Raw genomic sequence first — 23,212 nt, 5'->3', positions numbered from 1 at the left:
TTCTAGAGCGACGAGATGAGCCGTTCGACGCGCTCGTCCACCGCGCGGAACGGGTCCTTGCACAGCACCGTGCGCTGCGCCTGGTCGTTCAGCTTCAGGTGCACCCAGTCGACGGTGAAGTCACGCCCGGCCGCCTGCGCGGCCGCGATGAAGTCACCGCGCAGCTTGGCCCGCGTGGTCTGCGGCGGGGTGTCCTTGGCGGCCTCGATCTCGCCGTCGTCGGTGACCCGCTCGACCTGGCCCTTGCGCTGCAGCAGGTCGAACACGCCGCGACCACGGCGGATGTCGTGGTAGGCGAGGTCGAGCTGGGCGATGCGCGGGTTCGACAGGTCCATGTTGTGCTTGGCCATGTACCGCTCCATCAGGCGGTTCTTGATGGCCCAGTCGATCTCGCGGTCGATCTTCGACAGGTCCTGCGCCTCGACGGCGTCGAGCGTGCGGCCCCACAGTTCGAGAACGCGCTGCGCCATCGGGTCCGGCGAGCGCTTGGCCACGTGCTCGACGGCCTTCTCGAAGTACTCGCGCTGGATGTCGAGCGCGGACGCTTCCTTGCCGCCCGCGAGGCGCACCGTGCGGCGGCCCGTCAGGTCGTGGGAGATCTCGCGGATCGCGCGGATCGGGTTGTCCAGGGAGAAGTCCCGGAACTGGACGCCCTGCTCGATCATCTCCAGCACGAGGTTCGCGCTGCCCACCTTGAGCAGCGTCGTCACCTCGGACATGTTCGAGTCGCCCACGATGACGTGCAGGCGCCGGTAGCGCTCGGCGTCGGCGTGCGGCTCGTCGCGGGTGTTGATGATCGGGCGGGACCGCGTGGTCGCGGACGACACGCCCTCCCAGATGTGCTCGGCGCGCTGCGAGAGGCAGTACACCGCGCCGCGCGGGGTCTGCAGCACCTTGCCGGCGCCGCAGATCAGCTGACGGGTGACCAGGAACGGCAGCAGCACGTCCGCGATGCGGGAGAACTCGCCGGCCCGTGCGACCAGGTAGTTCTCGTGGCAGCCGTAGGAGTTGCCCGCCGAGTCGGTGTTGTTCTTGAACAGGAAGATGTCTCCGCCGATGCCCTCGTCGGCGAGCCTGCGCTCGGCGTCGACCAGGAGGTCCTCGAGGATCCGCTCGCCCGCCTTGTCGTGCGTGACGAGCTGGGCCAGGTCGTCGCACTCGGCCGTCGCGTACTCCGGGTGGGAGCCGACGTCCAGGTAGAGCCGAGAGCCGTTGCGCAAGAAGACGTTGGAAGAACGCCCCCAGGAGACGACGCGGCGGAACAAGTACCGCGCGACCTCGTCCGGGGACAGACGACGCTGCCCGTGGAAGGTGCAGGTCACCCCGAATTCTGTCTCAATGCCGAAGATCCGCCGCTGCATCCCTCAACAGTAGGCGACTCCCGGCCGCGCCAGGGTGATCCGTTCGGGCGGCACGCCGGTTGCGGTTTAGTGTCGGAAGGGTGTGGAAACGAGTCAGCGCGCTGGACAAGTCGCTCATGAGCTCCTCTGCCGGACTGCCTCCGAGCAGGCTGGACAGGGGTTTCAAGAGACTTTCCCGTGCCGCGAACCACAGCCTGTTGTGGTTCGTCATCGCGGCAATTCTGGCAACGGGGAAAGGTCCGTTCCGGCGTGGTGCGTTCCGGGGTCTTGCGGCCATCGCCGGGGCCTCTGCCAGCGCGAACCTGGTCGGGAAGTCCCTGTTTCCCCGCCGCCGGCCCGCCGCGGATCTGCTCGCGGTAGAACGCCGGTTGTCCAAGCGGCCGACATCGTCGTCATTCCCGTCCGGTCACTCCGCGTCAGCTGTCGCTTTCGCCACAGCGGTGGCCATGGAATCCCCCAAAGCGGGCGCGGTGGTGGCGCCGATCGCCGCCGCCGTCGCCTATTCACGCGTCCACACCGGCGTGCATTGGCCGACTGACGTGGCAGCCGGCGCGGCGGTGGGTGTCGGTGCCGCGATGCTCACGCGCCGTTGGTGGCCAAAGGGTCTGAACGACCGTGCGTCGGCCTATGAGCACGCCGACCTGACGTCGTTGGAGGAGGGCGAAGGCCTGGTCGTGGTCGTGAACCCGTACTCGGGGGTCGGCCCGGACCCGACGCCGCAGATCGCCGAGGAGTGGCCGAAGGCGCGGATCGTCCCGATCGAGGAGCTGGCAGACCTGCCGGACGCGAAGGCGCTGGGTGTGGCCGGTGGCGACGGCACCGTGGCCGCGGTGGCCGCGGTCGCTGCCGAACGCGACCTACCGCTGGTGCTCATCCCCTCCGGCACGTTGAACCACTTCGCGCGCGACGTGGGCATCACCGGTCTGCACGACACGGCGCAGGCCGTCGCGGACGGCGTGGGTGTGCGGGTAGACCTCGCGCAGGTCAACGACCAGTGGTTCGTCAACACGGCATCGCTGGGCGGCTACCCGGACATGGTCCGGATCCGCGAGAAGCTGGAGAGGCGCTGGGGCAAGTGGCCGGCCGCCGCGATCGCGCTGTTCAGCGTCCTGCGCAAGGCCCAGCCGCTGGAGATGACCATCGACGGCGACAAGCACCTCGTGTGGCTGCTGTTCGTGGGCAACGGCCCGTACCGGCCGAAGGGGTTCGCGCCGACGATGCGGCCGCGGCTGGACGACGGGCTGCTCGACGTGCGGTACGTCCGCGCGGACCGGCGGTACTCACGGCTGAGGTTCTTCCTCGGCGCCTTGCTGGGCGCCTTGGAGCACTCACGCACGTACACACACCTCGAGGTCGCCTCGTTGAACGTGGAGGTGCACGGCCGAGCCATCTCGATCGCGACCGACGGTGAGGTGCAGGAGCGCGGGACGCACTTCAGGTTCCGTTCGCGTGCGGCAGCGCTCGGCATCTATCGGCCGTAAGAACCGTTCGACATTGTCGAACGTTCGCAGCCGGGAGTCCGCGGGGACCACACGGCTCAGCGGACGAGGGAACCGAGATCAGCGGTCCGATCGAGGCGCTGGTCATGCTTGCTCGCGCGACTCCCCGGCATGAGCGCCTAGGAGATCACGCGGACCAGTCGGCGGCACACGTACACGCGCTCGAACCGTTGCCGCATCTCGGCTTCCCGCTCGATCCTGGCGTGCAGCAACGCCCCCACCGGCTCCAGCCCGTACCTCGCGGTCAGCGCGGTGCCCACCTCGTCCGCGGACGCGTGCACGTGCAAGTGCCGCTCCGTTTCGACGAACCCGTGACGCGCGAACCATCCCAGCGCCGGGGCGTCCTCTCGCACCCGCGCGTCGAGTTCGCGCACACCGCAGCGCTCCAGCCTTCGCACCGCCTCGTCGAGCAGCGTGGAGGCGACGCCGCCACGGCGGTGGCCCGGATGCACGACGACCATGTCGACGGTGGCTTGTGTGCCTGGTACCGACACGTCCAACAGCCCGATGACCACGTTGTCGTCGGCGGCGACCAGTTCCAGATCGTTGCGGCGCCTGGACTGCCAGACGTCGTCGTACCGGCTGGTCTCGAGCAAGCCCAGGACGCGGCACCGCAGCCAGGACGCCTCGTCCGCCGCCTCGTAGTCCCTGACCACGGCCCGCGGGCCGGCTCCGGCGGACGCGTCCAGCACGTTCGGCCTCCCGGAGGCGCCCAGCAAGCTCACTCCCCCGGTTCGACCCCGTGCGGCGTCGACCACGTCGTCCCCCAACCCGCTTCCAGCCGGACGTCTCCGGCACCACCAGCGTTCCCGATGTCCGGCTTGCTCGCACGCGGGTTCCGGCATCACCGTTTGCCAGGAACATACTCGGTATGCATACTCAGTAGGTATGTCGGTCAAACACGGTTTGCTCGCGCTCCTGGAGCGCGGGCCGATGTACGGCTACCAGCTGCGGGCGGCGTTCGACTCCGCCACGGGCGGCACGTGGCCGTTGAACATCGGGCAGGTCTACACGACGTTGTCGCGGCTGGAGCGGGACGATCTGGTCGTCGCGCTGCCCGAGAACGAGGGGCAGCGGCCCTACGAGATCACCGCGCAGGGCCGGGGTGAGCTCAGGAAGTGGTTCGCGACGCCGGTCAAGCGCGGCGATCGGCCGCGCGACGAGGTGGCGATCAAGCTCGCCCTCGCGATCACCACGCCCGGCGTCGACGTCGCCAAGGTCGTCATGACCCAGCGCACGGCCACGATGCGCACGCTGCAGGAGTACACGCGGCTCAAGACGCAGCCCGGCGACCTGCCGTGGCTGCTCGTGCTCGACGCGATGATCTTCCAGGCGGAGGCCGAGCTGCGCTGGCTCGACCACTGCGAGACGAGCCTCATCCGGCACAAGCCGCAGACGAACACGAGCCACCAGACCGACACGAGCCACGAGACCACCACAACCGGCCAGGCCACCACGAGCCACCAGACCAAAACGAGCGGCCAGACCACCACGGGCAACGGGACCACCACGAGCGACGAGAACGCCGAGGTACCGAGATGACCGTCCTCGAACTGCGCGACGTCCACCGCATCCACGGCACCGGCGAAACAGCGGTCAACGCCCTCAACGGCGTCTCGCTCACCGTCAACCCAGGCGAGCTCGTCGCGGTCATGGGCCCGTCCGGCTCCGGCAAGTCCACGCTGCTCAACCTCGCCGGCGGCCTCGACAGCCCGACCAGCGGCCAGGTCCTCGTCGACGGCACCAGCCTCCAGGAATGCTCACGCAAGCAGCTCGCCGCGTGGCGCCGCAAGCGGATCGGGTACGTCTTCCAGGACCTCAACCTCATCGCGAGCCTCACCGCCGCGGAGAACGTCGCCCTCCCCCTCGACCTCGACGGCGTGCGCAAGTCCCGCCGGCAGGCCGAGAAGGCACTGTCCGAAGTGGACCTGGACGGGTACGCGGACCGCTTCCCCGACGAGATGTCCGGTGGCCAGCAGCAACGGGTCGCGATCGCGCGGGCGTTGATCGGCGAACGCCGGCTCGTGCTCGCCGACGAACCGACCGGCGCCCTCGACTCCCGCACCGGCGAGGCCGTGCTGCGTCTGCTCAGGTCCAAAGTGGACGCCGGTGCGGCGGCGGTGCTCGTCACGCACGACGCCCGCCACGCCGCCTGGGCCGACCGCGTCGTGTTCCTGCGCGACGGGGTCGTCGTCGACGTCTCGCAGCTCGACCAGCCAGAAGAACTGCTGAGCACGCCGTGAACGGATGGCGCGCAGCACTGCGCATCGCCTGGCGCGAGACCCGCAGGTCCCGCGGCCGGACGGCCCTCGTCGTCGCCCTGATCCTCGTCCCCGTCGCCGCACTGTCGTTCGCGGCGGTCGTCTTCGACTCGACCGAACTGACGCCGTCCGAGAACGCCGCACGCACCATGGGCACCGCGGAAGCCCTGGTCACCTGGACCTATCGCAGCCCGGTCATCCAGGAACCGACCCGCGACTTCGCGATCCCGGTCGGCAACGCCGAGGGCGAGGCACCGTCGGAGGAACGTCTCCGCGCACTGCTGCCCGGCACGGACCTGGTGCCCGTCGAGCAAAGCGGCGCCAACATCCGCACGACCGCGGGCGTCGGCCGCGCCGGCGTGCGGATGCTCGACCTGAACAACCCGCTGACCGGCGGCATGATCACGGTGCTGGAGGGCAGGGCGGCGCGGACCCAGCAGGAGATCACGTTGTCCCGCAAGGCGATGACCCGCACCGGCGCGCAAGTCGGCGGCACCCTCACCACGGAGGACGGCCGCACGTTCACCGTCGTGGGCGTCATCGAGGAACCGAACCGGCTGGACAACACGACCCTGGTGGCGCTCCCCGGCACCTTCGACCACGCCGAACGCTCCTGGCTCGTGACCACGCCGCTCGACTGGGCCAGGGTCAAGGAACTCAACAAGCTCGGCATCGCTGTGCTGTCCCGCACCGTCCTGCACTCCCCGCCGGGCGCGGCCGACCGCTACCCGCAGATCGTCGACTCCAACGAGCTGACCGCCGACATCCTCGTACTCATCGCCGGCCTGGCCGTGCTGGAGATGTCGCTGCTCGCCGGCTCGGCGATGGCGGTGGGCGCCCGCCGCCGCAAACGCGACCTGGCGCTGGTCTCCGCGGTCGGCGGCGCCCCGGCGCACGTCCGCCGTATCGTGCTGGCCGACGGCGTCGTGGTCGGTGCCCTGGCCGCCGCCGGAGGGGTGCTGCTCGGCGTTCTCGCCGCGGTCGCCAGCCGGCCGCTGGTGGAGTGGATCATCGCCGAACGCTTTGGTGCGCAGCGCTTCTTCCCCTCCGCCCTGGCCGCCCTCGCGTTGCTGGCCGTCGTCACCGGTGTGCTGGCCGCGCTCGTCCCCGCCTGGATCTCGTCGCGCCAGGACGTCGTGACGGCGCTCGCGGGCCGCCGGGGGATCACCCGCTCCCGCCGCCGCTGGCTGGTGCTGGGGCTCGCACTGATCGCGGGCGGTGTGGCCGTCGGCGTCTTCAGCGCGATCAAGATGCAGATCGTCGGCATCCTCGTCGCCCTGATCCTCACCGAGATCGGCATGGTCCTCTGCACCCCGGCCCTGCTGGGCTTCCTGGCCCGAGCCGGACGCTGGCTCCCGGTGGCCCTGCGCATCGCCCTGCGCGACGCCTCCCGCAACCGCACCGCCGCGGCCCCCGCGATCTCCGCCGTGATGGCCGCCGTCATCGGTGCCGTGGCCGTCAGCGTCATGCTGACCTCCCAGGCCCAGCAGGAGGCCAGCCAGCTGGCGGGCAACATGGGCGACGTCACCGTCTACCGCCTGGACGACCTCCAGAAGGCCGGCACCACCGCCATCCCGGCCTCGGTCGCGACCGCCATGCGCAACACCATGCCCGTGGACGAGACCCACGAGATCAAACTCCTCTCGTGCGACGGCGGCCCCTGCTTCGCCCACATCCGCCCACCGGCCGACCGCGAATGCCCCTACTCCCTGGACGTCATCCACCGCGAACCCACCGAAGCCGAACAACAGTCCGCCCTGGCCGACCAGCGCTGCACCGGGGTGGGCCAGGCCCACCGCTACTTCGGCACCTTCACCACCCCGCACGGCTTCGTGGTGGTGGCCAGTCCGGACGCCGCGAAGTCCCTCCTACAGCTGCAACCCGAGGACGTCGCGCCCGTCCAGGCTGCCCTGCGCGAGGGCAAGACCGTCGTCAACGAACCCGACGTGCTGGCCGACGGCCAGGTCCTCCTCGCCACCGGCACCCAGGCCACCACCACACCGGCACCCGGCTACGCGACCCCGCGACGCCACAAGGCGCGGATGGCGATGATGACCGAGGAGACCGCCCGCGCCCTGGGCTTCGGTGTCTCGACCTTCACCATGTACGCCACCACGACCCGCATGCCCACCGAGGCCGAGCAGGACGCCCTGACCGCGGCCCTCGGCGGCGAGTACGAGGTGCACGTCGACCGCCCGACCCAGTCCGACGTCCAGCAGGCGCTGGGCGTTCTCGGCCTGGTCGCGGGCCTGATCACGCTCGCGGCCGCCGCACTGGCCACCGGTCTGGCCGCCGCCGACGGCCGGCGGGACCTCACCACCCTCGCCGCCGTGGGCGCCACCCCGACGTTGCGCAAACTCCTGTCGCTCAGCCAGGCAGGCGTCATCGCCGGGATCGGCGGCTTCCTGGGGACCGCGGCGGGCGTCGGCGCGGCCTTGGCCCTGCTGGCCTCCCTGAACGTCGGCTACGCCAGCATGTGGCCTCAGCCGGAACTGAACCCGCTGGCCGTTCCCTGGCCGAACATCGTGATCTCACTGCTGGTGATCCCCTGCGTGGCCATGCTCGGCGCCGCCCTGTTCACCCGTTCCCGCCTGCCGATCGAAAGACGCGAATAGGGTGCGAACGTGACCACCTTCGCGATAGTGCACGGGGCGGGCGACGTCGGCTGGTCGTGGCACCTGGTAGCGCAAGCGCTGCACACCAAGGGCCACACCGTCGTCGCGCCCGACCTCCCGACCGAGGACGAATCGAAGGACCTGACGGACTGGGCGACCACGGTGGTGGAAGCCCTCCCGTCCACAACGGACACAGACGATGTGGTCGTCGTCGGCCACTCGTTCGGCGGCCTCACCGCGCCTCTGGTCGCCGCCCGCGTGAACGCCAAGGCACTGGTCCTGGTGACCGCGATGCTCCCGCGGCCAGGCGAGGCGCCCGGCGACTGGTGGGCGAACACCGGCTACGCCGACAGCGGCCTGGAGGACCAGTTCTGGCACGACGTACCGCCGCACCTGGCAGAGGAGTTCAAGAAACTGGAGCGCGACACGTCCGAGAACTCCATGGCGAAGCCGTGGCCGTTGGACGCGATGCCTTCGGTACCAACGCATTTCGTGCTCTGCACCGAAGACCGCTTCTTCACGCCGGACTTCATGCGCAGGGTGGTCGCGGACCGTCTCGGAGTAGAGCCGCTGGAACTGGCCGCGGGCCACTGCGCCCAGCTGAGCCGGCCGGTGGAGCTGGCGGAGTTGCTGGAACGGTTCGCGTGAACCGGTTGCCGACGCTGTCCACCGTCGAGATCGCCGCGGACCGGGTCGTGCTGCGCAAGCTGCGCGCCGCTGATCGCGACGGGATCATCGAGCTGCAGACCGACGCGGAGGTCTGGGCCCACCTCGGGGGCCCGCAGCCCCGGGAGGCCATCGAGCGGCGTCTCGACGAGATCTCCCTGGACAACACGACCGCCTCCCCTGACTCCTTCGTCGTCGCCGACAGGGCCACCGACGACTTCCTCGGAACGGTGGAGCTCAAACGGCGTGCCGCCGAGCTGCCCGGTCACGTCACCGAAGACGGCGGAGAGCTGGAACTGGGTTACGTGATGCGGCGCGCGTCCTGGGGCACCGGCCTGGCGTTCGAAGCCGCCACCGCCGTGCTGCGCACCGCCGCGGCCGAGCTCCCCGACCAGCCGGTCCTCATCGTGACCCAGACGGCCAACGAACGTTCGCTGCGGCTCGCGGCCCGCCTGGGCTTCCGGCCGGTCAGCACCTTCGAGCAGTACGGCGCGGAACAGACCCTGGGCGTGGCCGCCCTGCACTCGTTCCGGACCTGAACACACCGATGGCCCCCGGCGGACCGGGGGCCATCGGCGAACGTGCTACTTGGACTCGTCGTCGGACGGCAGCTCGACGTCCTCGACCGGCTTGCCGTCCTTGGTGGGCGCGGGCATCAGCTCGTCCAGCGCCGCGCCGGCGATGCGGCGGAAGGCGCGGCGCGGCCGAGCCCTCTCCAGCACCGCGATCTCGAGCTTGGCCGCGGGAAGCAGCTCGGCCGACCCGGCCGCGGTGGACGGCGACCCCGCCGACAAGGCCTTGACCGCCACGGGAACGGCCTCGGCCAGCGTCAGCCCGTCGGCGAACGCTTCCTTCAACGCCGTGTTGGGGGCGTCGACGGCGCCACCCATCACGATGTACTGCGGCTCGTCCACGATGGATCCGTCGTAGGTCAACCGGTACAGCGTGTCCGAAGCGGACGACTCCCCGACCTCGGCCACGCAGATCTCCACCTCGAACGGCTTGATCTGCTCGGTGAAGTAGGTGCCCAGCGTGGTCGCGTAGACGTTCGCGAGCGAGCGGGAGGTGACGTCACGCGGGTCGTTCTGGTACCCGCGGACGTCCGCGAACCGGATCCCGGCCTGCCGCAGGTTCTCGAACTCGCTGTAGCGGCCCACGGCCGCGAAACCGATGCGGTCGTAGATCTCCGAGACCTTGTGCAGAGTGCTGGAAGGGTTCTCCGCGACGAACAGAATGCCGTCCGCGTACTTCAGCACGATGACGCTGCGACCCCTGGCGATGCCCTTGCGGGCGTACTCGGAGCGATCGCGCATCACCTGCTCTGCCGATGCGTACAGCGGCATCGTCATGGGTGGTGCTCCTGACGTCGAACCTGATGGGGACTCAGCCTGCGGGGCGGGACCGGCGGCCTTCGACGACCGCGTCCGCGATCGTGGCGACCTGGGATTCCGGTACCTCGACTGCGCCGTCGGCGCCGTTGATCGTGACGACGATCGGGTAGAGGCGGCGGACCGGGTCCGGGCCGCCCGTCGCCGAGTCGTCGTCCGCCGCGTCGTACAGCGCCTCGGTGACCGCGCGGATGGCGGACTCGACGTCCGCGTCCGGGTCGTAGAGCTTCTTCAGCGCCGACTTCGCGAACAGCGAGCCCGAGCCGACGGCCTGGTAGCCCTGCGACTCCTCGTAACGGCCACCGGTGACGTCGTAGGACACGATGCGGCCCGCCCGCTCGGGGTCGGCCGCGGACGTGTCGTACCCGGCGAACAGAGGCACCACGGCGAGACCGGCCATGGCCGCGTCGAGGTTGCCCCTGATCATCGCCGAGAGGCGGTTCGCCTTGCCGTCGAGCGACAGCGGAACGCCCTCGATCTTCTCGTAGTGCCGCAGTTCGACCGTGTACAAACGCACGATCTCGATCGCGATGCCCGCGGTACCGGCGATGCCGACGGCCGAGTGGTCGTCGGTGACGAAGACCTTCTTCATGTCGCGCTGGGCGATGACGTTGCCCATCGTCGCCCGCCGGTCTCCGGCGATCACGACGCCACCCTTGTACGTGGCCGCGACGATCGTCGTCCCGTGCGGGGCCTGGATGGTCCCCTCCGGGAGCTTCCGCGCCGTTGGCAACATGTCGGGTGCCTGCGCCCGCAAGAAGTCCGTGAACGACGACGAGCCCGGCGTCAGGTACGCCGAAGGCAACGCCGCGGCCGGGTAGCGCCCGGTCGAGCTGTGGTCCATGTGTTGGTTGTTCTCCCGTCCCCGAAAAATGGTCAACAGGCCCCCGAAGGCCTACTGACCACCCTTTTGCACGTAAGCGCGGACGAAGTCCTCCGCGTTCTCCTCGAGCACGTCGTCGATCTCGTCGAGGATCGCGTCCACGTCCTCGCCGAGCTTCTCGCGGCGTTCCTGACCTGCGCCGGCGGCACCGTCCTCGCCGTCGCCGTCGTCGCCACCGCCCTGGCGCTGCTTCTGTTCCTGGGACATCTCGGCCTCCCGCTAACTCGCCTGACAAGAACACTACCCAGCGGCACCGACAAAAATCCTGAGCCACTCGGGTAGACGATCACCCGCGGGTCAGCGCGTCCACCAGCTGCTCGGCGGTGTCAGAGGCCTCCAGAAGGGCTCCGACGTGCGCTTTTGTCCCCCGGAGCGGCTCCAGCGTCGGGATCCGCACGAGGGATTCTCGACCGAGATCAAAGATCACCGAGTCCCAGGATGCAGCGGCGACCGAGGTCGGGTAGCGCTCCAGGCACCGGCCGCGGAAGTACGCACGCGTGTCCTCCGGCGGTGAGGTGACGGCCGCGCGCACCTCCTCCTCGCTCACCAGGCGCTTCATCGAGCCGCGCGCGACCAGGCGGTTGTAGAGGCCCTTGTCCAGGCGCACGTCGGAGTACTGCAGGTCGACGAGGTTCAGCCGGGCCGCGCCCCACTCCAGGCCGTCGCGCTGCCGGTAGCCCTCGAGCAGCCGCAGCTTGGCGACCCAGTCGAGCCGGTCGGCGCACTCCGCGGGGTCGCGGGCCAGCGCGTCGAGGACCTCGCCCCAGATGCGCAGCACGTCGCGGTCGCCGACGCCCTCCTTGTCCACGAACGCGGTCGCGCGCTCGTGGTAGGCGAACTGGATGTCGAGGCCGGTGAACTTGCGCCCGCCGGTCATCTCGACCTTGGTCTTGAGGGTCGGGTCGTGGCTGATCTGGTGCACCGCGCGCACCGGGTCGACCATCCGCAGGTCGTCGAACCGCATGCCGGCCTCGATCATGTCGAGGACCAGGGAGGTGCTGCCGACCTTGATGAACGTCGAGTACTCGGACAGGTTCGCGTCGCCGATGATGACGTGCAGGCGGCGGTACTTGTCCGCGTCCGCGTGCGGCTCGTCGCGCGTGTTGATGATGCCGCGCTTCAACGTCGTCTCGAGGCCGACCTCGACCTCGATGTAGTCCGAGCGCTGGGAGAGCTGGTAGCCCGCCTCCTCGCCGGACGGGCCGATGCCCACGCGGCCGGAACCGGTCACGACCTGGCGCGACACGAAGAACGGCGTGAGGCCCGCGATGACGGCCGTGAACGGCGTCGAGCGCTGCATCAGGTAGTTCTCGTGCGTGCCGTACGACGCGCCCTTGCCGTCGACGTTGTTCTTGTACAGCTGCAGGCGGGGCTGGCCGGGCACGGTGGCGGCCTTCAGCGCGGCCTCCTCCATCACCCGCTCCCCCGCCTTGTCCCAGATCACCGCGTCACGCGCGTTGGTGACCTCGGGAGCCGAGTACTCGGGGTGCGCGTGGTCGACGTAGAGCCGCGCGCCGTTGGTGAGGATGACGTTGGCCGCGCCGAGGTCCTCGACGTCGGAGTCGGCGGGGTGACCACCCGGCGAACCCAGGTCGAACCCGCGCGCGTCGCGTAGCGGTGACTCCACCTCGTAGTCCCAGCGCGCCCGCCTGGCGCGCGGTATGTCCGCCGCCGCCGCGTACGCAAGAACCACCTGTGTCGAAGTGAGCACCGGGTTCGCGGTCGCGTCGCCCGGCACTGAGATGCCGTACTCGACCTCGGTTCCCATGATCCGCCGCATACGCAACACCTTATGACGTGACCCCGACAACAGCGTGAGGGGAGCTTCGCGGTGAAGCTCCCCTCACCCTATTCACCCGGATGCCGGTCCGGCGGCTCACCCAGACGCAAGTCCAGCAGCTGGACGGATGCGGGACGCACCCCGCGACGGCCCGAACGCGGCGACCACTGCCAGCAGGACCACCGCCGCCGCACCGATGACCAGCGGCAAGACCACGGACAGGCCCGGCAGCGTCATGTCGATGCCGGTCGACAGGATCGCGATCTGGGCGTAGCCGAACCCGAGCACGCCGCCGCCGATCACCCCGACCAGTGCCAACATGATCGCTTCAGCGATGACTCCGCCCTGCAGTCCGCCCCTAGTGACACCCAAGGCGCGCCTCAGTGCGAGCTCCTTGCGGCGTTCCTGCACCGAGATCGTCAGCGCGGTGCCGATACCGGTCACGGCGACGGCCACCGACAACCCCAGCAGCACCATCATCAGCACGGTGCCGAGATGCATGTACCGGTCCGCCTGGGCACGTTCGTCCGCGTCGGTCTGCACGATCACCGTGGGGTTGTTGGGCAGCGCGGCCTGCAGGTTGGCCCGGAACCGGGCGGGGTCGATGCCGGGCTTCAGCGCGACGAGCACCTTCTCCGGCACCCCGGACGTGAGGCCACCGATGATCGGCGTGTAGCCCGTGAGGCTGCCGGGCACGGTGCCGACGACCTTGTACTGCTTGCCACCGGCCTCGACGAACGGCCGGCCCTCCCAGTGCGGCGGCACGATCGCGGTACCGGCGGTGAACTGCTCCGCGCCGGTCATGTTCTGCGCCTTGAGCCACGTCTTGAACTCCTCCGGGTCGACACCGGCGCCGCCGTCGGAGTCGTGCAGCAGCACGCTCGCGGCCACCTCGGGCTGCGCGGGAATGGCCGGCAGCGGCCGCTCCCCCGCGTCCACCACGGTCGCGTCCGGGCGTTCCTCGTTGGCGTACTGGTAGGTCATCTCCTGCGCCCCGCCCAGCACCACCAGGAAGAACGTCACCATCGAGCTGGCCAGCAGCAACGGCAGCGCGACCGACGCCGACCGCTGCGGCATCCTGCGCACCTCGGCGCCGGCGAGCTTCCACTGCGTGCCGCCGAGCTTGCCGAACAGCCGCGCGATGAACGGCACCGTGACGGGGCCGAGGATCCAGAACAGGCCGGTCACCGCGGCGATCGCGGAGAACGTGACGGAGAGCGGCGCGGCGACGGTGCCCTTCGCGGCGATCGCCATCATCGCGAGCAGCGCGGCACCACCGGTGAACAGCACGCCGAACACCAGCCGCAGCCGGCGGACGGACTTGGTCGGCACTTCGCTGTCCGCGTCGCGCAACGCGGCGAGCGGCGACACGCGGGCGGCGTTGATCGCGGGCCGGACCGCGGCCATCACGCTCAACAGCGCGGCGACAACAACTCCGAGAATCACGTACCCGAGCGACGGCAGGAGGTCCGGGCTGAGCTCCACCGCGCCGAACAGCGCGGAGATGCCGGTGACGTCGAACGTCCTGGCGAGCAGCCAGGCCATCGGCCCGCCGAGCAACGCACCACCGATGCCCGCCAACGCACCCGTCAGCAGCGCCTCGAACAGGCTCCTGCGCACCAACGGCCCGCGCTGGGCGCCGATGCACCGCAGCAACGCCGTCTGGCGTTGACGCTGGGCGTAGACCGCGCGGAACGTGGCCGCCGCGACGAACACGGCCGTGGCGAGCGCCAGCACGCTGAACGGCAGCAGGATGAACGTCAGGTCGTTGCCGATCTTCTCGGCGTCCGGGGCCGGGTCCCACACGACGTAGGACGCCCCGGCGGCGCTCGCGACGGCGGCACGAGCGCCGCCGATCACCCAGATCTCCTTGGTGAACGGCTGCGGGTCGATCTTGCGGGCGAGCTCGGGGCCGGCGACCAGGATCGGCCGCGAGTCCATCCCGCCCTTCTTCATGACACCGCTGACCGTGACGTCGAACGGCTTGCCGTCCACGGCGGCGAGCTTGATCTTGTCGCCGGGCTTGATGCCGCGGTCGTAGGCGGTGATCTTGTCGATCGCGACCTCGCCGTCGGCGGCGGGCTGCTTGCCCTCGGCGAGCGGCCAGCGCGCCAGATCAGGCTGCTGGACCTGCACCTCGGCGCGGTGTTCTCCCGCGCGGCCGTTGCTGTCGAGCAGGTCCGCCTGCGCGATCTGCACCGGCACCGCCCTGCCGACACCGGAGAGCTTGGCGAGCAGCGCGTCGTCCAGCTTCGCGTCGCTGCCGCCCTCCGCGGGTTTGACGTCCACCACGTGGCCCACCGTGGACGGGGTGAGCGGCGCGCCCTCGTCGACCGACCTGGTGAGCGCGTCGCTCAGCACCAGGGCGGCGAGCAGGCAGGCCACGCCGACCACGAGCGCGACGCCGGGCAGCAGCGCGCGGCCCGGCCGGGCGCGGAACTCGGCGATGCCGAGCCGCAGGGAAGTGGACACGAATCCTCCTTGGTGACGTCTGACGTTCACGAAGGTAGGAAGGAAGGCGATCAGCGGGCGTCGGACTGCGGTAGCAAGCTCGCGTACGACCACAGGAGGACGGCCATGATCACCTGGTACGACGAGCACGCCACCGTGATCGGCGAGGTGACGCGCGAACGCATGCGCGCGGAGAACCTCTGGCACGGCTGTGTGCTGACCCTGGTGTTCTCGGCCGACGGCGAGCGGATCTACGTGCACCGGCGCACCGACACCAAGGACATCTTCCCCGGCCTCTACGACTACAGCGCCGGTGGCGTGATCGACGCGGGCGAGACGCCGGACGTGGCGGCGGCGCGCGAGCTGAAGGAGGAGCTCGGCGTCGAGTCGCCGTTGACCCCGCTCTTCCAGACCACCTACGTCGACGAGCTGACCCGCTACCACGCGTGGATCTACGAGACGCACCACGACGGGCCGTTCGTCCACCAGCCCGAGGAGGTCGCGTGGGGCGGGTGGATGGACCTCGCCGAGCTGCGCGGCAAGATCGAGGACCCCGGCTGGCCGCTCGTGCCGGACGGCCGGGCGATCGGCCGGGAGTGGTTGCGGCGGACTAGTTCCAGCTGAGTCCCGCGCGGGTCGACCAGTACTGCTCCGCGGGCTCGGCCAGGTCCGGCAGATCCACCTCGATGTTCAGAGCGTCCAGATTGGACCGAAGCTGCTCCGGGCTCGCCGCACCGGACAGCACAACGTCCACCCACGGCTGCTGGGCGATCGCCGCGAGCGCCACCGCATCCGGCCCGACGCCTTGCGCTTTCGCCTGTGCCGCAACCGCTTGCGGCGGCTCGACGGCGAGCCGACCGTTGGCGACGCCCTCCTTGATGATCACTCGCAGACCGGCCTCGTGCGCCTCGCGCAGCGCCGGGCCGGCGGAGGTCTCCAGAACGTTCCAAGTGGACTGGACGGACCGGAAGACGCCGAGGTCGAGCGCCCTGCGGATGGCGTCGGACTGACGCGGCCCGGACGTGGAGAAGCCGAGCGGGACGCCGATCGCGACCATCGCGTCCTGCAACGCCCGGTCCTCGAACAACGGGCTGTCGGCGGTCAGCGAGTGCACCTGGTAGAGGTCGACGTACGGCAGCAACGCGCTGGTTTCCTGCCACTGCTGGGTGAAGCGCGCGAGAGAGTGTTCCTTGACCTCGTGCACCTCGGCGTCGGGCCGCCAGTCCGCCGTGTACGCGTAGCCCCACTTGCTGGAGATGGTCACGTCGTGGCCGGGCAGCCACTCCGAGAGGAACTGCTCGGACAACCCGTACGAGCGGGCCGCGTCGACCCAGCGGATGCCGAGCTCGTAGGCCGTGTCGAGCACGCGGTGGCACTGGGCACGCATCGAGTCGACGTCACGGTCGGCGGGGAGCGCGTCCTCGCGGCCGAGGTTGATGTACGCGGGACGACCGAGCGACGCGAGACCGAGAGCGAGTTGTGCCATGCGCACAACGGTAAACGGCGGCCCCGAAGGACCGCCGTTCACGTGACCCGCCGGGGTCGGTATTGCGAGAAGATCAGAAGTCGTCGGCCGTGCGGATGTGGTTGCGCACCCACTTGCCGGCGTCCTTCAACGGGCCTTCACCGGCGAAGCTGCTGCCGGAGCACGTCCCGCTCTTGAACACCGCGCCCGTCCGGTGGTCGTCGGAGAAGTTCCAGTTCGTCCAGGAGATCTTCGCGTCCTTCATGAACTGGATGAACTTGTTCGACATGGTGAAGTCGTTGGGACCGTCACCGGACGCCTCCTGCGAACCGAACTCGGTGACGAAGACCGGCACCTGGCTCGAGACCGTCCGCAGCGCGTTGAGGTAGCTGTCCCGGTGGTCCTTCGCGTAGAAGTGGAACGTGTACATCAGGTTCGACGCGTTGACCTTGTTCTGGCTGACCTCGTTGATGTTCCTGCCGTCGGACAGGCCGAACGTCGACCAGCCGTGCGTGCCCACGAGCACGAGGCTGTCCGGGTCCTCCGCGCGGATGGTCGGGATGACCGCCTCCGCGTAGGTCTTGACCCGCGCCCACGACACGCCGTTCGGCTCGTTGGCGATGTCGTAGATGATGTTCGTCTTGTCCTTGTGCCGCTGCGCGATCTCCTTGAAGAAGGTCTTGGCGCGGGCGGTGTTGTGGTTCGGGTCGCCCGGCGAGAGCTGGTGCCAGTCGACCAGCGCGTACAGGCCGCGCTTGGTGGCCTCCTCGATGTAGCCGTGCACCATGTCGGTGAACTTACGAGGGTTGGTCTCGTAGCCACCTTCCTGGATGTACATCGAGATGCGGAGAACGTCGGCCTTCCAGTCGTTGGCGAGCGCGTCCAGGGACGCGGTCTTCACGCACTGGGAGTACCACTGAATGCCGTGCGTGCTCATGCCGCGCAACTGGATCTGCTTGCCGTTCTGGTTGCACAGCTTCACACCGCAGACCTTCAGCTGGCCGTTGACCGCCGCGGGCGAGCCCGGCGGCAGTGCGGCGGCGGAGACGTCGCCCTCCGGTGCGGCCGCGACGGAACTACCCGCCATCACACCGGTCAGCGGAAGCACCACTGCTGCGGCGAGCGCCACGACAGACTTCTGCCAAGCCATTCAGCGTCTCCTCTCAGGCAGCGGCGGCGGATTTAGATAGGTAAGTTTCCTTACCGATTAAAGGTATAGATGACCTTAAAGCCGGCCCAAGGGTGCGTCAAGCGTCTCGTCGCAGAAGAGTCACAGTTCCGGTACCCAGCGTCACCAGTACGTAAAAGATCAAACATGCAACGGCGGCCGATGGACTCAGCGGCGCGTTCTCCACGACCCCCGCCACCTCGAAGACGAGGTAGGGAACCATGACCCCCGAGGCGTCCATGTTCCACGGCTCCGGCAGCATCGGCGTGACCGCGGGCAGGCCCCACAGCAGCACGCCCACCACCACGATCGCGACGGCCGTCGACCGCAGGGCTAGGCCCAGCCCGAGGCCGATCAGACCGGCCACCACGATCGACAGCACCGCAGCGCCGCCCCACGGCAGCACGTCGGCGATGCTGTCCCAGGGCGCGACCGGTGGCGGGCGGTCCCCCATGATCAGCCGGCTGGAGCCGAGGCTCAGGGCGATTGCGGCGGTGCCGACCACCACCGCTGTGGTGGCGACGAGCACGCTTTTCGCCGCCAGCAAGCGTTTCCGGTTCGGCACGGCGGTCAGCGCGGTCAGCCTCGGGTCGGAGGTGGCCACGAGCGCGCCGAGCGCGGCGAGGCAGAACTGCAGGACCGGGTTGATCACCACGCTGGCGTCGGCGGAGACGAACCTGGCCTGTTCCGCGGCCGGCGACGTGTCGTAGTCCTGGACCAGGAAGTACGAGATCGTCGCGCCGAACACCACCATCAGCCCGATGGCCGCCAGGAGCCCGTACGGCGCCCGCACCGTCCGGAGCTTCAGCCACTCCGCGGCGAGTGCGTTCCTCACAGTCCCCTCCCCGAGGTGAGGCCGAGGTAGGCGTCCTCGAGAGATCCGTTGCGCGTCAGGGTCTCCATCGGTGTCTCCTGGACCAGTTGTCCTCTTGCGACGATCACGACGTGGTCGGCGGTCAGCGCCATCTCGCTCATCAGGTGGCTGGAGACGAAGACCGTGCGGCCCTCCCGCGCCAGACCGCGCATGAGGTCGCGGATCCACCGCACGCCTTCGGGGTCCAGGCCGTTGACCGGCTCGTCGAACATCAGGACCTGCGGGTCGCCGAGCAACGCCGCCGCGACGCCCAGCCGTTGCTTCATGCCCAGCGACAACGCCCTGATCCGCTTGTGCCGCACGCCTCCCAGGCCGACCTGCTCCAGCAGCTCGACCGCACGCTTCTGGCTGATCCCGTTGCTGGCCGCGAGCCAGCGCAGGTGGTCCAGCGCCCTGCGCCCGTGGTGCACGGCGGCCGGGTCGAGCAGCACGCCGACGTGCCGCAGCGGCTGGTCGAGGTCCTCGTACCGCTTGCCGCCGACCAGGGCCTGGCCGCGGGTGGGCCGGTCCAGCCCGACGATCATGCGCATGGTCGTGGACTTGCCGGCGCCGTTGGGCCCCAGGAAGCCCGTCACCAGTCCTGGTTGGACGGTGAACGACAGGTCGTCGACCGCCGTCGTGTCGCCGTATCTCTTCGTCAGATTCCGCACCTCGATCATGCGGAAGAGGGTCGGCCGTTTCGATGCGCGTGGGATCGGACCTCGGGCCGAACTCGTGAATCGGACCGTGGTCCGAGGCGTCCCTTGGAGATGCTCGTTACCGTCGACCCCGTGATCGCGAAACTGCACCTCTACCTGGTCGACCTGGCCGCCACCGTGGTGATCGGCGTGCTCGTCGGGTACGCGATGGTGGAGCACCAGGACAAGCCGTGGTGGCTGGTCGTGCCGGGCGCCGCGCTGGTCGCGCTGCCCGTCGCGGTGCGCCGGTGGTGGCCGGTGCCCGCACTGGTGGTCACCACCCTGGCCACGGTCGCGGTGGTCGTCGGCCAGGTGCTGCCGGTCGTGGCGCTCGGCGCTCCGGTCGGCGCGATCTGCTTCGCGCTCTACACCGTGGCCGTCGAACACACCCGAGCGTGGTCGCTGACCGGTCTTGTGGGCGCTGTCGTCGCGGTCTCCGGCGTCTCCGGAGGAGAGCCCGAGAACGTGCTGGTCGGCGTCGCCGTGCTCGGTGCGGTGTGGGTGATCGGCTACACCACGCGGTTGCGCCGGTCGATGCTCGCGAAGGAGACCTCGCAGCAGGCCGAGCAGGCGCTGGCCGACGAACGGCTGCGCATCGCCCGCGAGCTGCACGACGTGGTGGCGCACAACCTGTCCCTGATCGCGGTGCAGGCCGCGAACGCCGCACACGTGCGCTCACCCGACCACGCTTACGAGGCGCTGACCGTGATCTCCGAGACCAGCCGGGTGGCGCTGACCGAGATGCGCGGACTGCTAGGCGTGCTGCGCTCCGACGCCGATCTCGCGCCCTCCCCCGGACTCGCCGGCCTGCCCGGCCTGGCCGACCGGGCATCGCTCGCGGGCGTGACCGTGGCACTGGACGTGCGGGGTGACTCCGCGGTGCCGGACGGGGTCGGCGTGTCGGTCTATCGGATCGTGCAGGAGTCGCTGACGAACGTCGTGAAGCACGCGGCACCCGCGTCGTGCACGGTGCTGGTGGAGGTGACACCGGAGGCCGTCCGCATCGACGTGACGGACGACGGGCCGGGCGTGAAGGAGCTGGGTGTGGGCCACGGGTTGATCGGCATGCGGGAACGGGTGGCCGTGTACGACGGCACGTTCGGCGCGGGCCCTGGCCCGGACGGCGGCTTCCGGGTCGTGGCGGAGCTGCCGATCCGATGACCGGCACCCAGAAGATCGGCGTGCTGATCGTCGACGACCAGGCGTTGCTGCGCGCCAGCTTCCGCCTGCTGGTCGACAACGAACCGGACCTGACCGTGCTGGGCGAGGCGGGCACCGGCGCCGAGGCCGTGGCGCTGGCGTCGTCGTTGAATCCGGACGTCGTCCTCATGGACATCCGCATGCCGGAGATGGACGGCATCGAGGCAACGCGGCTGCTGGAGGGGCCGCGCGTGCTGGTGCTGACGACGTTCGACCTGGACGAGTACGTGTTCGGCGCGTTGCGGGCCGGGGCTTCCGGCTTCCTGCTCAAGGACACGCCGCCCGCCGAGTTGCTGGCCGCCGTCAGGGTCGTGGCCTCGGGCGAGTCGCTGCTGTCGCCGTCGGTCACGCGCCGGCTCATCTCCGAGTTCGTCCGCCGGCCGGCCTCGTTCGCGGTGTCGGGGCTGGACCGGCTGACCGAGCGGGAGAAGGAGGTGCTGACGCTGGTGGCGCGGGGCCTGTCCAACGCGGAGATCATGGCCGCGCTGCACGTCAGCGCCGGTACCGCGAAGACCCACATCGGCAACCTGCTGGCGAAGCTGCACGCCCGCGACCGGGCGCAGCTGGTGATCGCCGCCTACGAGTCCGGCCTGGTGTAAAGCGAAACCGCCCCAGCCGAAGCGACCGGGGCGGTTCCGTGGAGCGTTGTTACAGGTAGGTGCCGGTGTTCGTGGCCGTGTCGATCGCGCGGCCCGCTTCCTGGTTCTTCCCGGTGACGAGCGTGCGGATGTAGACGATCCGCTCGCCCTTCTTGCCCGAGATGCGTGCCCAGTCGTCGGGGTTCGTCGTGTTCGGCAGGTCCTCGTTCTCGGCGAACTCGTCGAGGATGGCGGCCTGCAGGTGCCGGACGGAGAGTCCGGGCTGCTTGGTCTCCAGCAGCGACTTGATCGCCGCCTTCTTGGCCCTGTCGACGATGTTCTGGATCATCGCCCCGGAGTTGAAGTCCCGGAAGTACAGGACCTCCTTGTCACCGTTGGCGTAGGTGACCTCCAGGAACCGGTTGTCCTCGGACTCCTCGTACATGCGCTCCACGGTGTGCTGCACCATGCCCTCGATGCAGGCCTTCGGGTCCCCGCCGAACTCGGCGAGGTCGTCGGCGTGCAGCGGGAGGTTCGGCGTCAGGTACTTGTTGAAGATGTCCTTCGCGCCCTCGGCGTCCGGCCGCTCGATCTTGATCTTCACGTCGAGGCGGCCAGGCCGCAGGATCGCCGGGTCGATCATGTCCTCGCGGTTGGACGCGCCGATGACGATGACGTTCTCCAGGCCCTCGACGCCGTCGATCTCCGAGAGCAGCTGGGGGACGATCGTCGTCTCGACGTCGGACGACACGCCGGAACCGCGGGTGCGGAAGATCGAGTCCATCTCGTCGAAGAACACGATCACCGGGGTGCCTTCGGAGGCCTTCTCGCGAGCGCGCTGGAAGATCAGGCGGATGTGCCGCTCGGTCTCACCGACGAACTTGTTGAGGAGCTCCGGGCCCTTGATGTTGAGGAAGTACGACTTCGCCTGCTTGTCGGTCTCGCCGCGGATCTCCCGCACCTTCTTGGCCAGCGAGTTCGCCACCGCCTTGGCGATGAGCGTCTTGCCGCAGCCGGGAGGGCCGTAGAGCAGGACGCCCTTGGGCGGGCGCAGCTCGTACTCGCGGAAGAGGTCCGCGTGCAGGAACGGCAGTTCCACGGCGTCGCGGATCTGCTCGATCTGCCGGGACAGACCACCGATGTCCGAGTAGTCGATGTCCGGGACCTCTTCCAGCACGAGGTCCTCGACCTCGGCCTTGGGGACCCGTTCGTAGGCGAAGCCCGCCTTGGAGTCGACGAGCAGCGAGTCACCCGGCTTCAGCGGCGAGTCGAGCAGCGGCTGGGCGAGCCAGACCACCCTCTCCTCGTCGGCGTGGCCGACGACCAGTGCCCGCGCGATCGTCTCGTCACCGTCATCGGTGAGGACTTCTCGCAACGCGACGACTTCACCCGACCGCTCGAACCCACCGGCTTCGACGACCGTCAGCGCCTCGTTGAGACGCACGGACTGACCGAAGGCCATCTTCTCCGGCTCGACCGCCGGGGACACGGCGACCCGCATCCGGCGGCCGGACGTGAAGACGTCCACCGTTCCATCGTCGAACCGCGCCATGAAGACGCCGTACCCGCTGGGTGGCTGGGCCAGCCGGTCGACCTCCTCACGCAGCGCGAGCAGTTGGCTTCGTGCTTCGCGGAGGGTGTCTATGAGCTTCGTGTTTCGCTCGGTCAGCTGGCTGACGCGCTCTGTCGCCTCAGCCAAGCGCTGCTCGAGCAACCGCACGTGGCGCGGTGACTCGGTCAGCTTGCGACGCAACGACGCGATCTCGTCCTCGAGGAACCTGATCTGCGCAGTCAGCTCAGCAGAATTGTTGCCCTGGTTCAGCTCGCCACCCTCGTCGGGTTGGCTGCCGGGATGACCGTGCTGCATGTCGGCACCCTCCTCCCGTGTTCGTACCGATTACGGTACCGGCGATCACCGACAAAATGGGGTACTCACAACATCATCTTCGCCCGTGTGACGCAACGGCCCGGCCTCGAACGGAGGTCAACTGCTCCATCTCGGTGTCCGGTGCGACCGCGTACCCGCTACGGTGCGTCCCAGAAACCCCGGCCCGCGTTTCGCCCCGCGACACGCCAGCCGACCTGCGAGAAGTCCGAGGAGAGGGTCATGGGAGCACCTGGGCGGCCGCCCAGTCCCTACGGTCCGCGACCACCCTCGGACGACCGCGAACACCCGTGGTACAGCTCGCGGCCCGGCGACGGGCGGCAACACGGCTGTGTCCCACCAGGTGGACGACTCGCTGCTCCGTTCGGTGGTCACGCACCGCAACCCGCCCCGTTCCGCTCGTCGGAGGACCCGCGCGACCGCGACTCCAGGCCGGCCGGACCGCTTGCGGCCAACCGGGT

At 69.5% G+C, this 23,212-nt stretch carries 20 protein-coding genes and 1 pseudogene; 9 read left to right on the top strand and 12 right to left on the bottom strand.

Annotation, left to right across the window (positions count from 1 at the left end; translation table 11 throughout):
* Positions 1-2: 2 nt before the first annotated feature.
* Entirely contained in the window at positions 3-1,361 is a 1,359-nt protein-coding gene (gene pafA, locus ACIA8G_RS01565; protein WP_363781394.1) for a Pup--protein ligase, read from the bottom strand.
* A gap of 116 nt (positions 1,362-1,477) precedes the next feature.
* Here pafA and ACIA8G_RS01560 point away from each other — a divergent pair, with 116 nt between their 5' ends.
* Complete coding sequence (locus ACIA8G_RS01560; protein ID WP_396417294.1) at positions 1,478-2,842, top strand: bifunctional phosphatase PAP2/diacylglycerol kinase family protein; 1,365 nt, start codon at positions 1,478-1,480, stop codon at positions 2,840-2,842.
* 137 nt (positions 2,843-2,979) lie between these two features.
* Here ACIA8G_RS01560 and ACIA8G_RS01555 read toward each other — a convergent pair whose 3' ends face one another.
* Positions 2,980-3,579: a GNAT family N-acetyltransferase gene (locus tag ACIA8G_RS01555; RefSeq protein WP_396416292.1), complete on the bottom strand. Its 600-nt coding sequence runs from the start codon at positions 3,577-3,579 to the stop codon at positions 2,980-2,982.
* A 169-nt stretch (positions 3,580-3,748) separates the two neighbouring features.
* Between ACIA8G_RS01555 and ACIA8G_RS01550 the strand changes: the two genes are divergently transcribed.
* From ACIA8G_RS01550 to ACIA8G_RS01530, 5 genes are read left to right on the top strand one after another with little or no spacing between them, the layout of a single operon-like run.
* Entirely contained in the window at positions 3,749-4,402 is a 654-nt protein-coding gene (locus ACIA8G_RS01550) for a PadR family transcriptional regulator (protein ID WP_396416291.1), read from the top strand.
* Entirely contained in the window at positions 4,399-5,103 is a 705-nt protein-coding gene (locus tag ACIA8G_RS01545; RefSeq protein ID WP_396416290.1) for an ABC transporter ATP-binding protein, read from the top strand. Before ACIA8G_RS01550 ends, ACIA8G_RS01545 begins: the two co-directional genes overlap by 4 nt.
* A complete protein-coding gene (locus ACIA8G_RS01540; protein ID WP_396416289.1) occupies positions 5,100-7,736 on the top strand; it encodes an ABC transporter permease in 2,637 nt (878 codons plus the stop codon). Before ACIA8G_RS01545 ends, ACIA8G_RS01540 begins: the two co-directional genes overlap by 4 nt.
* 9 nt (positions 7,737-7,745) lie before the next feature.
* Entirely contained in the window at positions 7,746-8,384 is a 639-nt protein-coding gene (locus ACIA8G_RS01535) for an alpha/beta fold hydrolase (protein ID WP_396416288.1), read from the top strand.
* Positions 8,381-8,941, top strand: coding sequence for a GNAT family N-acetyltransferase (locus tag ACIA8G_RS01530; protein ID WP_396416287.1), 561 nt, complete (start codon positions 8,381-8,383; stop codon positions 8,939-8,941). The genes ACIA8G_RS01535 and ACIA8G_RS01530 overlap by 4 nt, the downstream gene beginning before the upstream one ends.
* Before the next feature lie 45 nt (positions 8,942-8,986).
* Here the strand turns inward: ACIA8G_RS01530 and prcA are convergent, their stop codons facing one another.
* The 5 genes from prcA to ACIA8G_RS01505 all read right to left on the bottom strand — a co-directional run bounded on the left by prcA (position 8,987) and on the right by ACIA8G_RS01505 (position 14,925).
* Positions 8,987-9,751 (bottom strand): proteasome subunit alpha, encoded by a 765-nt coding sequence (gene prcA, locus ACIA8G_RS01525; RefSeq protein WP_396416286.1) that lies wholly within the window; start codon positions 9,749-9,751, stop codon positions 8,987-8,989.
* A 34-nt stretch (positions 9,752-9,785) separates the two neighbouring features.
* A complete protein-coding gene (gene prcB / locus ACIA8G_RS01520; protein ID WP_396416285.1) occupies positions 9,786-10,634 on the bottom strand; it encodes a proteasome subunit beta in 849 nt (282 codons plus the stop codon).
* A 51-nt stretch (positions 10,635-10,685) separates the two neighbouring features.
* Positions 10,686-10,880, bottom strand: coding sequence for a ubiquitin-like protein Pup (locus ACIA8G_RS01515; protein ID WP_396416284.1), 195 nt, complete (start codon positions 10,878-10,880; stop codon positions 10,686-10,688).
* Positions 10,881-10,959: 79 nt separating this feature from the next.
* Positions 10,960-12,453 (bottom strand): depupylase/deamidase Dop, encoded by a 1,494-nt coding sequence (dop, locus tag ACIA8G_RS01510; protein ID WP_396416283.1) that lies wholly within the window; start codon positions 12,451-12,453, stop codon positions 10,960-10,962.
* Positions 12,454-12,549: 96 nt separating this feature from the next.
* On the bottom strand, positions 12,550-14,925 hold the full coding sequence (locus ACIA8G_RS01505; protein ID WP_396416282.1) for an FtsX-like permease family protein: 2,376 nt from the start codon (positions 14,923-14,925) through the stop codon (positions 12,550-12,552).
* Positions 14,926-15,030: 105 nt separating this feature from the next.
* On the opposite strand from ACIA8G_RS01505, the gene ACIA8G_RS01500 reads away from it, so the two are divergent.
* Positions 15,031-15,528 (top strand): NUDIX hydrolase, encoded by a 498-nt coding sequence (locus ACIA8G_RS01500; protein ID WP_396416281.1) that lies wholly within the window; start codon positions 15,031-15,033, stop codon positions 15,526-15,528.
* Here the strand turns inward: ACIA8G_RS01500 and ACIA8G_RS01495 are convergent.
* The 4 genes and pseudogenes from ACIA8G_RS01495 to ACIA8G_RS01480 form a co-directional block, all read right to left on the bottom strand.
* Complete coding sequence (locus ACIA8G_RS01495) at positions 15,515-16,390, bottom strand: aldo/keto reductase (RefSeq protein WP_396416280.1); 876 nt, start codon at positions 16,388-16,390, stop codon at positions 15,515-15,517. The two genes, ACIA8G_RS01500 and ACIA8G_RS01495, sit on opposite strands and share 14 nt — an antisense overlap.
* A 73-nt stretch (positions 16,391-16,463) precedes the next feature.
* A complete protein-coding gene (locus tag ACIA8G_RS01490; RefSeq protein WP_396416279.1) occupies positions 16,464-17,519 on the bottom strand; it encodes a glycoside hydrolase family 5 protein in 1,056 nt (351 codons plus the stop codon).
* Positions 17,520-17,616: 97 nt separating this feature from the next.
* Positions 17,617-18,372, bottom strand: coding sequence for an ABC transporter permease (locus ACIA8G_RS01485; protein ID WP_396416278.1), 756 nt, complete (start codon positions 18,370-18,372; stop codon positions 17,617-17,619).
* Between the two features lie 50 nt (positions 18,373-18,422).
* Positions 18,423-19,070, bottom strand: a pseudogene (locus ACIA8G_RS01480) (ABC transporter ATP-binding protein); the annotation flags it as partial.
* A gap of 111 nt (positions 19,071-19,181) precedes the next feature.
* Between ACIA8G_RS01480 and ACIA8G_RS01475 the strand changes: the two are divergent.
* Together ACIA8G_RS01475 and ACIA8G_RS01470 are read left to right on the top strand one after the other, a co-directional pair.
* The gene (locus tag ACIA8G_RS01475) at positions 19,182-20,249 is read left to right on the top strand and encodes a sensor histidine kinase (RefSeq protein ID WP_396416277.1); all 1,068 of its coding nucleotides are present in this window, start codon (positions 19,182-19,184) and stop codon (positions 20,247-20,249) included.
* Entirely contained in the window at positions 20,246-20,887 is a 642-nt protein-coding gene (locus tag ACIA8G_RS01470; RefSeq protein ID WP_396416276.1) for a response regulator, read from the top strand. Before ACIA8G_RS01475 ends, ACIA8G_RS01470 begins: the two co-directional genes overlap by 4 nt.
* Before the next feature lie 49 nt (positions 20,888-20,936).
* Here ACIA8G_RS01470 and arc read toward each other — a convergent pair whose 3' ends face one another.
* Positions 20,937-22,733: a proteasome ATPase gene (arc, locus tag ACIA8G_RS01465; protein WP_396416275.1), complete on the bottom strand. Its 1,797-nt coding sequence runs from the start codon at positions 22,731-22,733 to the stop codon at positions 20,937-20,939.
* Positions 22,734-23,212 lie beyond the last annotated feature (479 nt).

The organism is Lentzea sp. NPDC051213, from assembly GCF_044455585.1.
Classification (GTDB): domain Bacteria; phylum Actinomycetota; class Actinomycetes; order Mycobacteriales; family Pseudonocardiaceae; genus Lentzea.
This window is presented reverse-complemented; position numbering and strand designations above follow the sequence as displayed.